Origin of the sequence: Micromonospora profundi, from assembly GCF_011927785.1 — a bacterium.
Taxonomy (GTDB): domain Bacteria; phylum Actinomycetota; class Actinomycetes; order Mycobacteriales; family Micromonosporaceae; genus Micromonospora; species Micromonospora profundi.
In genome coordinates, this window is the sequence record NZ_JAATJK010000001.1 from 1578672 (window position 1) to 1593287 (window position 14616).

General features: G+C 71.8%; 11 protein-coding genes. 9 read left to right on the forward strand and 2 right to left on the reverse strand.

Translation table 11 applies throughout. From position 1 onward, the window contains the following. Nucleotides 1-60 precede the first annotated feature (60 nt). Nucleotides 61-1746: a hypothetical protein gene (locus F4558_RS06860; protein WP_167943542.1), complete on the forward strand. Its 1686-nt coding sequence runs from the start codon at nucleotides 61-63 to the stop codon at nucleotides 1744-1746. On the opposite strand, the gene F4558_RS31215 is transcribed toward F4558_RS06860, so the two are convergent. Beyond that, complete coding sequence (locus tag F4558_RS31215) at nucleotides 1707-3950, reverse strand: hypothetical protein (RefSeq protein WP_209273205.1); 2244 nt, start codon at nucleotides 3948-3950, stop codon at nucleotides 1707-1709. The two genes, F4558_RS06860 and F4558_RS31215, sit on opposite strands and share 40 nt — an antisense overlap. 249 nt (nucleotides 3951-4199) lie before the next feature. On the opposite strand from F4558_RS31215, the gene F4558_RS06870 reads away from it, so the two are divergent. After that, a complete protein-coding gene (locus tag F4558_RS06870; protein WP_167943543.1) occupies nucleotides 4200-5693 on the forward strand; it encodes a S8 family serine peptidase in 1494 nt (497 codons plus the stop codon). A 93-nt stretch (nucleotides 5694-5786) separates the two neighbouring features. Here F4558_RS06870 and F4558_RS06875 read toward each other — a convergent pair whose 3' ends face one another. Next, nucleotides 5787-7388: a ricin-type beta-trefoil lectin domain protein gene (locus tag F4558_RS06875; RefSeq protein WP_167943544.1), complete on the reverse strand. Its 1602-nt coding sequence runs from the start codon at nucleotides 7386-7388 to the stop codon at nucleotides 5787-5789. Between the two features lie 237 nt (nucleotides 7389-7625). Between F4558_RS06875 and F4558_RS06880 the strand changes: the two genes are divergently transcribed. From F4558_RS06880 to F4558_RS06910, 7 genes are all read left to right on the forward strand, one after another. Beyond that, nucleotides 7626-9269, forward strand: coding sequence for a beta-1,3-glucanase family protein (locus F4558_RS06880; protein ID WP_209273207.1), 1644 nt, complete (start codon nucleotides 7626-7628; stop codon nucleotides 9267-9269). A gap of 230 nt (nucleotides 9270-9499) precedes the next feature. Further along, nucleotides 9500-10060 (forward strand): sigma-70 family RNA polymerase sigma factor, encoded by a 561-nt coding sequence (locus tag F4558_RS06885; protein WP_231640072.1) that lies wholly within the window; start codon nucleotides 9500-9502, stop codon nucleotides 10058-10060. A gap of 115 nt (nucleotides 10061-10175) precedes the next feature. After that, nucleotides 10176-11180, forward strand: a complete 1005-nt coding sequence (locus F4558_RS06890) for an anti-sigma factor family protein (RefSeq protein WP_167943547.1) — start codon at nucleotides 10176-10178, stop codon at nucleotides 11178-11180. Nucleotides 11181-11278: 98 nt separating this feature from the next. Continuing rightward, a complete protein-coding gene (locus tag F4558_RS06895) occupies nucleotides 11279-12190 on the forward strand; it encodes a hypothetical protein (RefSeq protein ID WP_167943548.1) in 912 nt (303 codons plus the stop codon). Nucleotides 12191-12315: 125 nt separating this feature from the next. Next, nucleotides 12316-12711: a GntR family transcriptional regulator gene (locus F4558_RS06900; protein ID WP_053656509.1), complete on the forward strand. Its 396-nt coding sequence runs from the start codon at nucleotides 12316-12318 to the stop codon at nucleotides 12709-12711. Then, nucleotides 12708-13607 (forward strand): ABC transporter ATP-binding protein, encoded by a 900-nt coding sequence (locus F4558_RS06905; RefSeq protein WP_167943549.1) that lies wholly within the window; start codon nucleotides 12708-12710, stop codon nucleotides 13605-13607. The genes F4558_RS06900 and F4558_RS06905 overlap by 4 nt, the downstream gene beginning before the upstream one ends. After that, nucleotides 13604-14581: an ABC-2 membrane transporter-related protein gene (locus tag F4558_RS06910; protein WP_167943550.1), complete on the forward strand. Its 978-nt coding sequence runs from the start codon at nucleotides 13604-13606 to the stop codon at nucleotides 14579-14581. Before F4558_RS06905 ends, F4558_RS06910 begins: the two co-directional genes overlap by 4 nt. Nucleotides 14582-14616: the final 35 nt, after the last annotated feature.

A 14616-nucleotide genomic window follows, 5' to 3' on the forward strand; every position in this document is an offset into this window, starting at 1 on the left:
GGCTCGTATTACAGGACCGGAACGGCAGGATAGGGATGGACCGAGGGTACGGAGGCGATGGTGCTGATACGGCGAGCCGTGGCGGCGGCACTGGTGCTGGTCGGGCTCGTCGTGGGTGCCCCAGCGGGGCAGGCGCGTGCGGCCCCCGCTGAGACCGGCCGGTACTACGTGGTGGGGCCGGCGGTCGACGGCCAGAAGGAGTACCTGTACGCGATTGCCCTGCGCACCCTCGGTAACGGCAACCGGTACCGGGAGATCGTCGAACTCAACGTGGGGCGGAAACAGCCTGACGGCGCGACGTTCACCGACGGCCTGGTGCTCGAACCAGGCTGGATGTTGGTGCTGCCCGCGGACGCTAAGGGCCAAGGGGTACGCATCGGCCGGATGCCGACGATCGCCGCTCGATCGCCGCGACCGTCGCCGAGCACGCTGACGCCGAGCGCCGTTCCGTCGAGGCCGGCTCCCCGGTCGGTCGCGCCGTCCACACCGGCCCCTTCGACGGCTGCCCCGTCCACGGCTGCCCCGCCGCCACCCTCGGCCCCTGCGGTGGCGGCCACGGACACCGAAACGATTGCCCGGCCGTGGGACGAGCGGGAGGTCACCACTGATCCCGTCAACCCGCTGCTGGTGCGAGGTGGTGCAGGCGTACTGGCGGTTATCTTCGCGGTGGTGGCGCTGATGCTGCTACGCCGTGCGGGATCACGCCGGGGTGCGCTCGCCCTCACCGACGACGGGCCGTGGCCGCCGCAGCGGCACCACACCCCGACCCCCGCCGAGCTCGCCACCGATTCGGGCAACGGTCACTCCCCGCCGCCCGGCGCCCAACAGTCGTCCACCACAGCGCCGTCCACCGCAGCGCCGTCGTCCGCCGCCTCGCGGCCGTCCGCTGGCGCTCCGCTGTCTCCCGTCGCCCAGCCCTCGTCGTCTGCCGTCTCGGCGTCCACGGAACAGGAGCGTTCCGAGACCACGGTGCCCGTCATCACGACGCCGACGCCGTCCGCGCCCCCGACCCCGATCCAGAGCGGTACGCGACCAGGTGAAGCTTCCGTGTCACCGTCCACTCCAGCGCCGGCGACGAATCCCGAGCGTCAGGTGCCGGGCCCCGTGGCGGTGGGGCCATCGAACGAGCAGAGGCCAACGCAGGCACCGGTGCCGGAGGTGCCACGACCGACGGTGCCGAGTGGCGACGACGTTCCCTACCTGAGCGCCGATCTGGACAGCGAGGCCGGTCCGATGCGGGTCCGGTTGGCAGGGGTGGCGACGGGCCGTGGTGCAGCGCCCGCGTACGCCTGGCTCGGCGAGCGGGAGCCCGCCCCACCGGCCATCCTCCCGCTGGTGTTGGGCCACAAGGGTCCGTGGCGGCTGCACGTCGACCTCGGTCGTGCTCCGGACGTACTCACTCTCGTGGGGCCTGTCGGCGCCTGCCGGCGTGCGGCGGTGCTCCTCGCCCGGAGGCTGCATGCCGCCGGGATCGGTGTGGCGGTGGTCGGCGCGGCGCTCGGCACGCAGGCCCCCGGCGGCAGCCGGGTCCTGGACGCCCTGCCGCAGCCGCCCACGCCGGAGGAGGAGTTGCCGAAGCCGTACGTCGTGTTCACCGCCGGGTTGGCCGCCGGTGACGCGGCCGGCGCGCGGAGCCTCGCCGCCACGACGGGCGGACGGTGCGTCCCCGTGGTGATCGGCCCGGTCCCCGGCGGCCGGTGGTCGATTCAGGTCGGGTCGGATGCCGGGGTGGTGGCGCCGGACTGAAGCCGGCGCAGCGTGGCTGGCAGCGGCCCGAGGGCTACGCCTGGGCTGCGCTGCCAGGCGCCGTCGCGGGCGTGGTGGACGCGCCGTACCTGGATCCGGTCGTAGGAGCGGCTGCCCAGGATCAGCTCCACCCCGGCCCGGTGCAGCGCGTCCGCCCGGGTCCGCACCGAGGTGAGCGGGGCGAGCATCGCGGCGGTGGCGCCGACGTCGACGGTGCGGCTCCGGGGCACCCGCACGTCGACAAGCAGTCGGCCCTGTCGCGCCGGTGGTGGTTGCCGGTACAGCCGCAGCCAGCCCTTGGGGAGACCGCGTGACCGCACCGGCAGGAGGGCGTACGCCTTCCGAGTGCCGAATTCGGGCCAGCGGCGTACGTCGTTGGGCAGGCCGGCTGTCGAGCGGGCGGTGGGCGCTGACCGGATCCGCACCGTCGCGTCGTACGCGTCGCCGAGCGGCAGGAGCCAGCCGATGCCCTCCGTGCGGAACCCTCCGACGGCGCGTACCCGATCCAGTCGGGCCGCCGGCAGCAGGTAGGTGTCCGAGGTGCCGAGGAGGTACTGCAAGCGGGCCGGCACGTGTGATCGCAGCGTGGCGACCGCTATCGCGCCGCCCGGCTCGATCCGTACCCGCAGCAGGTCGCAGCCCTCGGGCGCGGACCGGGGGTCGAGGAAGGCGATCAGGAACAGTTCGGTGCTGGGCATGCCGTCGGCGACCACCTCGGCGGGGTCGCCCGGTGTCCGGACGAACGCCTCGAACGTCTCCGCGTTGACCTGCTGGCCACGGCGCAGCCACGGCGGACCGTAGTCCGACGCGCGCCTCCGCTCGGTGACGAGCGCGGGGCGGGACAGCGGCGGGGTCAGCACCGCGGTGGGTGCGACGGCGGGCGGATCTGGCGCAGTCGGTTCCTTCGACGTGCCGATCGTCGTCTGTTTCGTCGGTGCCGCGTCCGTCACGCGGCCGTTCGCCGGCGTTCCGTCCGCAGCCTTCCGGCCCGCCTCCGGCGAGCCGTCGACGCCCGCCGGCGACCCGCCGGGGTCCTGCGCCGACCTGTCGACGTCTGCCGGCGACCCGCCGACGCCCGGCGACGCCGAGCCGACCACGCCGGACGCCGGGTCGTTCGGCGCGGTGACGGCCAAACCAGCGGCGACACCATTCGCGACGGTCAGCGTGACCCGCTCCCGGCTGAGCCGGGACACCAGCAGCCCGTCGGGGGTGGCGTCGAGGGTCGCCGGGCCGTCGGCGTACCTGGGCCGGTACGCCCGCCACGGCGCGACGGCGCCCGCCGCGTCGAGCGCACGCAGGTCCCGGTGGTCGTCGATCAGCTCCGCGCGCCCTCCCGGCGGCGGGGTCCAGACCGTGGCGCCGGTCGTCTCGGCCAGCTCGATCGCCTGCTCGGCGAGCCGGGCCTGCTCGCCGGCATCGGAGGGCCAGGTCAGCCAGAGCCGCAGGTCGGCACCGTAGAGGGGAAGGTCGCCCACGAGGGCGGCGAGCTGCCGGCCGCTGTGCACGCCCTGGGTACCGCTGTAGTTGCCCACCAGGAAGCCGTCGGCGCGGGCCGTGACGGCGATGGTGACGATGCCCTCGGAGACCAGGCCGAGCCGGTGCGCGGTGGCCCGACGGGCCACGAAGTCGGCCCGGGTCGCCAGGGCGAGCCCGTCGGCGAGCGGCAGGCGTACGACGCCGGTGCGGGGGCGAACCAGGCCCTCGTCGAGGGCGAACCAGCCGGGCAGGTGGGTGGCGAGGTCGGGTGGCTGGAGTACGAGCCAGTCCATCGGCTGTCGGGTGACCCGGTGCAGCGGCACGGCGTGCAGGGGACCGGCGCTGCTCGCGCTCGCGGTGTCGGCGCCGTTGACCCGGTGGGCGGTGTGCCGGATGTCGGTGCCCTCCGGGCTGACCAGCACGTCGTGACCGAGCAGCCCGGCCACCTCGGTGAAGAGGTCGGCGTGTCGGGCGCCGTCGTCGGTGAGGATCCGGACGTCGTCGGCGGCGTCACCGGTGCGCCGTACGAGGTCGGCGATGGATCGGGCGTCGAGCAACCGGTTGGGATCGGTGGGCACCATGAGACGGCCCTTCGGACCTGGGGCGAGCCACAGGTCGAAGAGTCCGGCGACCCGCCGGTGCCGGCGCGGGTCGAAACGCCGGGTCGCCGGAACCCGGTCGATATCCCTGCTCGCCACCGCCCTGGCGGTCCGTCCGAGTGCTGTCACCGCCGCCCCGCCTTCGTCCCCACTGGATCATCGTCGTGATGTGACCACTGTGCACACCCGGCGAAACGCGCCGTCAACGCAAGTCCTGAGAAGATCGTCTCTCAGCCCTCGCCGGTACGCTCGGCCGACCTCATGACGAGGTTCGTCGGGGCCTGGTTCAAATTGATTTGAACTAACGCGGCGCGAATCCGCAATAGACGGTGGAACGCGGCGACGTTCATGGCCGTGGTGACTGAAGGAGGACACCCAGTGCTGGCGAAGCACCCCATCCTTGCCCGCCTGCTCGTGGTGGTGATGACCGGTTGCGTGCTGTTGGCCGTACCCCGGCTGTCGGCGGCGAACCCCACACCCGACAACCGGCCGTACGTGAAGTACTACGTGGTCGCGGCCCAGTTTCAGGGCCAGCCGGAGAATCTGACCGACATCGCGTGGCGGCTGCTCGGCAGCGGCGAACGATCCGATGAGATTTATCACCTCAACACCGGACGGGTGCAGCCGGACGGTCTCCGGCTGACCGACCCGGGAGTCCTGACCGCCGGCTGGTATCTGGTGCTGCCCTGGGACGCCGCCGGTGAGGGGGTCAAGTACGGCCAGCTTCCGCCCGCACCGGCGCCGACACGGACGGCACGTCCCGGAGGCACCACGAAGCCCGGTGGCACTCCGAAGCCCAGCGGCAGCCCGTCGCCCGCGGCGAGCCCGACCAGGGGCAGCCCCGGACCCGGAGCCACTGGCGGCACCCAGAAGTGCACCGCCGCCGCCGGGTCCAGCAGCCGCTCGGACTGGGCGCAGCTGCGGATGGCCGCCGACAGCGCGTGGACCCTTACCCGGGGCAACGGGGTGAAGATCGCGGTGGTCGACACCGGCGTCGACGCGAGCCTCCAGCAGTTGAGCGGCCGGGTCGCCGTCGGGGCGGACGTGACCGTCGGCAACGGTCGCGGCGACACCGACTGCGTCGGTTCCGGCACCGCGATGGCGGGCATCATCGCCGCTGACAGCAGTGTCGACGGCAGCCCGGTCGGGATCGCCCCGGACGCCACGATCCTGCCGGTCCGGATGGTGGGTTCCGGGGCTGCCCGGGCGGCCGACGCGGCGACCGCCATCGAGGTGGCGGTGAGCGCCGGTGCGTCAGTCGTCGCGCTCGGCTCCCACGTGGACCTGGCCGCTCCCGCAGTGGCGGCCTCGCTGACCACGGCCCTCAACCACGACGTGCTCGTGGTGGCGGGCGCACCTACCAAACCGGCGCCGCTGCCGTCCCCGGGCACTGGGGCCGCCGGTGGCGCGCTGCTGCTCACCGGCGGGGTGGGACCGGCCGACCAGTTCGCCGACGAATATCTGGAGGGGACCGTCGAGGTCGTCGCACCTGGTGTCGACGTGGCGAGCCTCGGCACCGGTGGCAGGGTGACCGGCCGGACCGGTACCGGACTCGCTGTCGCCTTCGTGGCGGGGCAGGCGGCACTGATCCGGGCGGCCGAGCCCGACCTCACGGCGGCCCAGGTCAAGGAGCGGATTCTCGGCACCGCCGACCCGCTCGGTGGACAGGACCCGCACCCCGCGTTCGGCGCCGGGATGATCAACCTGGCGACGTCGGTGGCGGGAGCTCTGGACAACAAGGGCCCGGTGTCCACCGGGCAGGAGGGGCGAGGCTCAGGCGCGGCGATCATCGTCCTGCTGGGCCTGGCGCTGGTGTGCGGAGTTGGTGTGGTCTTCGGCCTTCGGATGCGCCGACGACGCTTCGCCGGCTGATCGTCTCGCCGCAGACGCCGGTGCCCGGCGGCCGCCCTTTCGGGACGGACCGCCGGGCACCGGCTGTTACGAACAACCCCTGCTGGGGCGGGGCTACCTCTGGCTGAACGTCTGCTTCGGGTTGAACACGCAGATCCAGATCATCATGGGTGCGCCCGGCGCGTGGCCGTCGACGTCCAGGCACTTGTCGGTCGCCCGGTTGAAGAGTGAGCGGCGTCCATTGTTCTCGATCCACTCCCACTTCTGGGCGGGCACGGCCGTGCAGTGGGCCGACTGCACGGGAGCGCCGTCGCGCTTCTCGCCCCAGGCGACGTCCAGGCAGAGGCCGTTCGCCCGGATGGTGCCGTCGGACGAGAAGGACCACCACTGGTTCCGTACCTCCTGGCACTTGCGCACAGTGGCCCGAACGCCGTCGCCCTCGCCGCCGCTGAGGCAGAGTCCGGTCTCCTTGCCGACGATCTGCTTGGCACCGGCGGGTCGGACCGGCGGTGCCGGTGCCTTGGTGGGCTCGTCGGGCCGCTCCGGCTGCGCGGGCGGCACCGGGGGCCGGGGGTTGGCAGCGGTGGCGGTGGGGGAGGGTGACAGGGACGGTGAACCGCTGGGCTTCGGCGGCACGACCGGCTTGGTGGGTGCCGTCGGCTTCAGTCGGGAGTCGAGGGCGTAGAACTCGGTGTTCTCCCGGACGGTGCGCAGGAACACCTGGGTCGGGCCGTCGAACTCCCCGCCGGTCTGCCGCACTGTGGTGGGCCCGTTGCGGAACGCGGCAAGCGCCAGCAGGTAGGGGTCACCTTCGATGCCGCTCAGCTCGTTGCGCAGCGCGCACATCACGGTGCCGACAGCAGGTACGGCCACCTGCGGGTCCCAGACCGACCCTCGGGCCGGGCCGTGTTCCTGCCACACCTCGGGCAGGAACTGCGCGATCCCGCGCTGCCCCTCGTCGCCGAGCATGTTCGGGTCGAAGCCGGACAGCGCCATCACCTGGCCGGCGACCGCCGCGGGCGGGACCTCGGGACAGGCCGCCCCGGCGCGGACGACGAGCGGGACGTACTCCTCCGGGACCGCCCTGGGCTGCTGCGGCTTGTTGTTCGGTCGGGGCTCGCCGGCCCCACCGAACGGCACAAGGTCCGCGTAGAAGGCGGCGTACCCGCTGGCGTGGTCGACATAGTCGACGGCGCTGGACGGGACCCCCTTGGCCTTGCGTACCTCGTCGATGCCGGCGTTGAACGCCGCCAGCGAGAGCCGCCACGGGTCGCCGTCGATCTTGGTCACCCGGACCTGGCCGCTCAGATCGCACATCTTGTGAGCCAGGGCGAGGATGTTCGCCGCGCTGTCCGAGCGTCGCGCACCTGGCCACGGCACCCAGGCTTCCCATGCGGCGTCGTCCAGGCCGGCGATGCCCCGGCCGCCGGAGGCGGTCTTCCGGGCGCGACCGTCGAGCCCTGACTCGGCCATGAGCTGGCCGGCGAGCCGGGCCGGTGTCAGGGCCGGGCAGGACCGGGCGGCGGATCGGATCGTGGTCAGCTGCTCGTCGGTCACGGCACGGCCGACGAAGTCGTCGTCCTGAGCCGAGGCGACTCCCCAGCTGACGGTGGCGACGACCGCGGACAGCACCGCCAGGCCGGCGACCACACCGGCGGCCGCGCGTCGCGAGATCGGGCCCAGTCGGCGCAGGGGGGAGGGCTGATCGGATTCCACGGGGTATCCCTTCCGGTGTTGGCATCGCTGTCTCGACGGGCGGGCGATGCCCTCGGTTCACCGGCTCGTGTGCGGATCTAACGAAAATCTTTTTTCTGCTGGGGTATTGAACCGAGGGGCATGCCGAGCCGTCAACGCAGCAACCGCCGGCCCGCGTTGTGTGTCACACCGCAACACCGCCGACGGCTGACCGTCAGAACCTTTGATCGGAGTTGATGAATGCTGACTCGGCGCAGGATGCTCCGGATCGGACTTGCCGGGGCTGCCGTGGTCGGGGCACCCCTGGCGGCCGCACCGCTGATCTCCCGGGCACACGCCGCGGACGGGCTGCCGTTGACAATTGTGAACAGCACCGGCCGTTTCGACAGCGCCGCGATCACCATGTACGTCGTCGGCACCGACCAGGCGACAGGCCGGCTGGGGTACGTCCGCGAGAGCGGCCGGTTCACCCCCGCCAACCCTGCGCACAACGGCCCGGACGGCTTCGCCGACATCGGGGTACGGCTTGACGCCTCCGGCACGACCCGGTTCGTGCTGCCCAGGATGTCCGGACGGATCTACTTCGCGATCGACGGACGACTGCCGTTCACTGTGACCGGCGGCGGTGACGGCCAGCCGGGGTTGCAGTACCCGGTGGGCTGGGCGGAGGGCGACCCGGCGTTCGGAGTGCTGCACGACTGCTGCGAGTTCACCTACAACTCCTCCGTGCTGGCCTGCAACACCACGACAGTGGACATGTTCAGCATCCCGATGGCGATCCGGCTGCGCGGCAACGACGAGCAGGTCACCGGCAAACTCGTCGACGGTGGACGCGAGGCGATCTTCGCGGAGTTGTCCCGCCAGCCCGGCTACGAGCGCCTCGTCATCGGCGACGGGCTGCGGATCATCGGGCCGGGCAAGGGCATCGAGACAGGCCGGTTCGACCCGCGCTACTACGACAGCTACGTCAACGAGGTGTGGGACCGCTACAGCCGTACCGAGCTGCGGGTGCACACGCCGTCGGGCACCCGCCGAGGCCGCGTGGTCGACGGGCGATTTGCATTCGACGGCGGCATCCGAGCGTTCGACAGGCCCTCGACGCTTGATGTCTTCTACTGTGCCGGTGCTCTCGGGATGACGGGTGACGAGGCATCCAACCAGGTGGCGCGAGTCCTCGGTGCCGGCTTCAACCGCTCCAGCCTGGGCCAGAGCGACCATCCCACCACCAACCGCAGCGCCTTCTACCAGCATCCGATCACCAACCACTACTCGCGGATCCTGCACCGGAACGCCGCCGACGGTAAGGCGTACGGGTTTCCGTTCGATGACGTGATCGATGACGCTTCCTACATCCAGGACACCTCGCCCCAGGAGATGACCATCACGCTCACTCCGTTCGGCGGAGGACAGGTGAACGTGCCGCAGCCGCAGCCGCAGGTCAACGAGACGATCGTCGTACCGCCGGTGGTGGCGGCCGCGGGCGCCACGCAGGGCGCCAGGGAGGTGGGCAAGGAAATCGCCGCCGCGAGCTTCGATCGGCAGCACGGGGTCCAGACCGAGGCGTCCAGCGAGGGTGGCGAGCACATCGGCTTCCTCGCCAACGGTGACTGGGCCGGCTACCGAGGGGTCGAGTTCGGCGGTAAGCCGGTCACGCAGTTCCAGGTGCGGGTCGCCTCCGGGGCGCCGCACGGCGTCTCCGGCCTGATCGAGGTACGCCTCGACGCCCCGGACGGTCCGCCGGTGGGCTCGATCGCGGTGGCAGACACCGGCGGCTGGCAGAGCTGGACGACGGTGCCCGGCACCCTCGCCCCGGTCACCGGCACACACGACGTCTACCTGGCGTTCGTCAGTGGACAACCGCAGGAGTACGCGAACGTCCGCTGGCTGCGGTTCGGCACGTGAGCGCCACCGCCCTCATCGACGCCGACCGGACAGACGAGCGCACCGGCGGCGGGCGGCGGCCCGCAATCGGCAGTGTCGATCCACGACCGCGTGAGCCCGTCGGACGGCGTCCACAGTGGGCGTCTCCGGCATCCGGCTATCCTTCCCCTCAGGCTGTGATCGACGTTGACACGTCGGCGCGACCGTACGGGCACACCCCGTACGTGAGGGGGAGGCGTTCTGTGTCGGCGGTGCCCAACGAAGCGCTGGGATCTGAGGTCGTCAGCGACACCGTGAGCGGGCAGACCTCTCCGGATGCCCTGATGCGGTGGATCCACGAGCAGTACCGGGCGCCCTTGCTGCGGTTTCTCACCCGGCTCGTCCTCGGCCAGCACGAGCTGGCCGAGGATCTGGTGCAGGAGACATTTCTGCGCACCTGGCGCAATTTGGAGACGCTGGCCGCCGATCCGCGGCGGATCGCCCCGTGGCTCTACACCGTCGCCCGACACGTGGCGATCGACGCGATGCGTGCCCGGCAGGCCCGTCCGCCCGAGGTCGCCATCCCCGACCTGAACCGGCTCTCCGTCGCGACCGACGACATGGACCGGGTGGCGTCCGCACACACCGTCCGGCTGGCGATACAGCGGATCTCCCCGGAGCATCGCGCGGTGCTGATCGAGATGTACTACAAGGGCGCTTCGGTCGCCGAAGCCGCGGAGAGACTAGGAATTCCGGAGGGTACGGTAAAGTCCAGGACGTACTATGCGGTGCGCGCGCTGCACGCGGCAATTGGTCCGATCGAGTCGTCCTGATGTCATCTCTCCTGATGCCTCGTCGCCCCGTGTCCTCGCCAGACCTCCGGCACGGAGGTTGTCGCGTGTGGCATTCCGCCGTTCGCGGTGCTCTGGGTCCGAGATGGGGGGCGTGATGCGAACCGGCGAGGAGAACCCGACCGCCGAGCACGCCACGCTTGCCCGCTATCTGCTCGGTGCCCTGGACGAGCCCGAGCGCGTCGCGTTCGAGGCGCACCTCGCGGGCTGCTGGGAGTGTCTGTCCGCGGCGGGGGACATGGGGAGCGTGACCAGCGCCCTCCCCGAGTTGGATGCCGCCGACTGGGAGGCGTTCGCTGCCCTGCCGCCGGAGGCCGTGCTCCCGACCGAGCCCGCTACGTCAATGGTCGTGCCGCCGGCCACCGGTTCGGCCCTGCCGCCCGATGGCCTAGCGGTCGGCGCCGGAGCTGACCCGGTCGGCGCCGCAGCTGACCCGGCCGATGCCGCAGCCGACTCGGCCCGCGCCGTCGTCGACCCGGTCGAGGCCCCAGCCGTCCCGGCTGAGCCGCCTTCGGACGGCCCTCCGGCAGGGGTGACAGTTTCGACGCAGGCCAGCGGCGGGGCTGACGTGGCCCGCCGTAGGGGCAACCGCGGCGGCGCCGGTCCACGTACCGTCGGATCGGACCGGCCGTCCGGGAGCCGACCGGGGCCGCCGGCGGGGTCCGACAGCCGCCCGGGTCGGCCGCCGGGCGACCCACGGCGTCGCCGGCTCAAGCTCTGGGCCGGGGTGGCCGCCGCGGTGCTGGCCGTCGTCCTTGCCGGCGGTGGTGTCGTGGCCGGCCTGGGCCTCACGAACAGCGACGTGGTGCTCACCGCGAACGGGGAGGCGCCCGCCCAGGGTGTGAGTCTCGCCGTCACGATCACCACCGACGAGGACAGGTCGAGCATCAAGGTCACCGCCATCGGTCTGCGTCAGGGTCTGCGGTACCGCCTCTTCGGCGTGACCCGGGACGGCGCCACCCACGTGATACGTGACTGGACGGCGTCGTCCGGGCCGCAGGAGGTGAGCGCCGAGCTGTCGCTGCCCGTGAACGACCTCGCGTTCGTCACGGTGGGGCTTGCCGACGGCACGGCGATCGTCACCGCCCCGATCTCCCGCTGACCGGCGTTCGGGGCGGCTCCACGGATCGGGCTGAACCGAACGCCGGTGGCAGCCGTAGGGCCTCCGACGGCGATGACCGAGGCCCACCGGAGGTGTCCGTGCCCGAGCAGAAGCGAGCGACCAACCCACACGTCGAGCGGCTGGCGCTGAAGATCGTCGAACAGGACCTGAACCGGATCGCGCGGGAGGCTCACGCCCGCTCGCCCCACCTGGCCGACAAGTGGAGCGACGCGAGGATCTTCGTCGACGACAAACAGCGCAAGCTCGACCGTGGAGGCCCGCTCCCGCCCGGCGGGGGGAGGCGGCGCGACCGGGAGCCGGCACCGGATGACGACCTGGACCCGTCGCAGGCGCAGTGGCAGCCGGAGCCCGCCCACCACCAGGGCGTGGAGAGCAGCTTCGGAAGGCTCATACGGGAGCTGTGGCAGCTGATCGACGGGTCGTCAGTGGACCGGACGGCGACCCAGCCGGCGTGGCAGGGTCCACCACAGGCGACCCCCGGACCATGGCAGGCGGCACCGGGGCCGTGGCAGGCGGCACCGGCTCCGGTCCCGACCGCTACGCCGTACGGACTGCCTCTGCACGATTCGCCGATCGGCGGGCAACTCACGTCCGAACTCGACGAGGCGATGCTGCGCAGCCAGCTCACCGAAGCGGTCGACTCGATGCTGAAGGAGAGCCCCGCGCTGCGCGAGCTGTACGACCGGGTCGACCTGCCCACTGTGTCCCAACTCCTCAAGGGCCGCGCGGACGGGGTCGAGGCGACGCCGGAGCGGGCCGAGACAGGGCTCGACCGGACGCCGGCCGAGCCGACGGTCGCCGACATGGCAGCGCTCACCAGCCCGAACCTCGGCCGGTCGCACTCCTCCCGGAGTGGGTCGGAGGTGTCGGTCGCGAGTGTGGCCTCTCTCCGGTCGTCCCCGGACATCACGCGGGCAACGCCTGCGGTCTCGCCGAGCAGCCGGCAGCCGAGCATCGCCACGCCGGGCCGGCGCCTGGCGCGTGGCTAGTGCCCTGACCGCGAACGTGCAGGCTGTTCGTTGACACGCTGTACCGATACCTGCGGACGTCGCGGCTCCCTTGACCGGCAAATTACTGCTTTACTAGGGTCCTAGTAAAGCAGTAAGGGGCAACCGTGTTCGTCTTCCGGCTCGACACCCACTCCGGCGTGCCGCCGTACCTGCAACTCGTCCAGCAGGTCCGCCAGGCGGTGCTGCTGGGCTTCCTCCAACCCGGTGATCGCCTCCCGCTCATCCGCGAGGTGGTCGAGGACCTGGCGATCAATCCGAACACCGTCGCCAAGGCGTACCGGCAGATGGAGCAGGAGAACCTCGTCACCGGGCGGCCCGGCCAGGGCACGTTCGTCAACGAACAGCAGTCGGCCGCGATGTCGGCATCGACGTACACGTCGCTGCGCCGCGGCCTGGCGACGTGGCTGCGCCGCGCCTACGCGGCAGGCCTCGACGAGCAGGCGGTCAACGCGCTGTTTACCTCCGTCCACCAGCAGACGAGGAACGAGGACGTGGCGTGACAGAGACCGAGTTCGCGCTGCGCACCGACGGTGTGGGCAAGCGGTACCGGAAGGGCTGGGCGCTGCGCGACTGCACGCTGTCCCTGCCGGCGGGCGGCGTGATCGCCCTGGTCGGGCCCAATGGCGCGGGCAAGACCACGCTGCTGCGCCTGGCCGTCGGGTTGCTGGCACCGAGCACCGGCACGGTGGAGGTCCTCGGCCACGACGTCACCGCCAGCACCCCGCAAACGTTGTCCCGGGTCGGGTTCCTGGCCCAGGACCACCCGCTGTACAAGCGCTTCACAGTCGCCGAGATGCTCCGCTTCGGCCGGGCCTGCAACCTGCGGTTCGACAAGGGGCTGGCCGAGCGCCGGCTGGCGAAGCTGGGCATCCCGCTCGACAGCAGGGTCGGCACGCTCTCCGGCGGGCAGCAGGCCCAGGTCGCGCTGGCGCTGGCCCTGGCGAAGCGGCCGGACCTGCTTGTCCTCGACGAGCCGGTGGCCAGCCTCGACCCGCTGGCCCGGCACGAGTTCATGCAGGTCCTCATGGGCGCGGTGGCCGAAGGCGGGGTGACGGTCCTGTTTTCTTCCCACGTCGTGCACGAGTTGGAGCGCGTCTGCGACCACCTGGTCGTGCTGAACCAGGGCCGGGTCACACTCACCGGTGACATCGACACCCTCCTCGCCGAGCATCGGCTGCTCGTCGGCCCGCGCACGGCCACCGACCTCGACCGGGCCGGCACCGTCGTCCAGGCCGTCCACAGCGACCGGCACACAACAGTGCTGGTACGCGACGGCGCGCTACCGGCCGCGCCCGGGTGGCAGGCCCAGCCGGTCGCGCTGGAGGACCTGGTGTTGGCGTACCTGCGCCGGCCGTCCGAGCCGAGCGTCGCGGTCAAGTCGGGGGTGGCGGTATGACGTGGTTGATCTGGCGCCAGCACCGGACCGAGGTCTGCGTCCTGGGTCTGCTCGTCGGCATGTTCGGCATTGTCCTGCTCGTGCTCGGGACGCAGGCCCACGACCTGTTCCCCGGCGGTCCCGCCCGGTGTGCGGGAGAGGCCGGCATCAACGAGGCCTGCGCGGCCTCCTTCCGACGTCTCGACGAGGAGTACGGGTACGTCGAGAACCTCCTGGCGGCCTTCTATCTGGTCCCCGTCGTCATCGGTGCGTTCCTCGGTGCGCCGCTGCTCGCGCGCGAACTGGAGGACGGCACCTGGCAGCTCGCCTGGACGCAGGCCGTGCCGCGGATGCGCTGGCTGGCGGCCAAGCTCGCGGCACTGGCCGGCGTCACCGTCACGCTCACCGGGATGTTCACCGCTGTGCTCACCTGGTTCCGTCAGCCATTCGACGCGTGGGAAGGGCGGTTCCAGTACGACGCCTTCGACCTGGAGGGACTTGTTCCGGTGGCGTACGCGCTGTTCGCGTTCGGCGTCGCCACCGTGGCCGGGGCGATCCTGCGGCGCAGCCTGCCCGCGTTCGGCGTCGCGTTCGGGGCGTTCCTCGCCGCCCGGATGTCGGTGGCGTTGTTGGCCCGTCCCGCGTATGCCACGCCGCTCACCACAATGGAGCCGGTCCCCGTCGGCGGCTCGACGGACCAGGCGGGGCACCGGCCCGTGCACAGCTTCGCCGACTGGGTGATCGAACGCGGCTACGCGGACGCCACCGGGCGCAGGCTGAGCGGGACCGAGTACTACGAGCTGGAGGACGCTGCCAACCGGGCCGGCACCAACGTCAACCAGTTCCTGCATGCGCGGGGCATCCAGCAGTTCGGGGTCTACCACCCGGCCGACAGGTTCTGGACGTTCCAGCTCATCGAGACGGCCCTGTTCGTCGCCGTCGCGGCGGTCCTGATCGGCGTGGTGGTGTGGCGGGTACGGCGCCGCATGATCTAGTGCCTGACCACAACCGTGCACGGTGTTTGTTGACA

Coding starts and splice junctions, on each gene's coding strand:
- F4558_RS06880 (WP_209273207.1), top strand. CDS start 7,626: ATGCTCCGGATCGGACTTGCCGGGGCTGCCGTGGTCGGGGCACCCCTG.
- F4558_RS06890 (WP_167943547.1), top strand. CDS start 10,176: ATGCGAACCGGCGAGGAGAACCCGACCGCCGAGCACGCCACGCTTGCC.
- F4558_RS06910 (WP_167943550.1), top strand. CDS start 13,604: ATGACGTGGTTGATCTGGCGCCAGCACCGGACCGAGGTCTGCGTCCTG.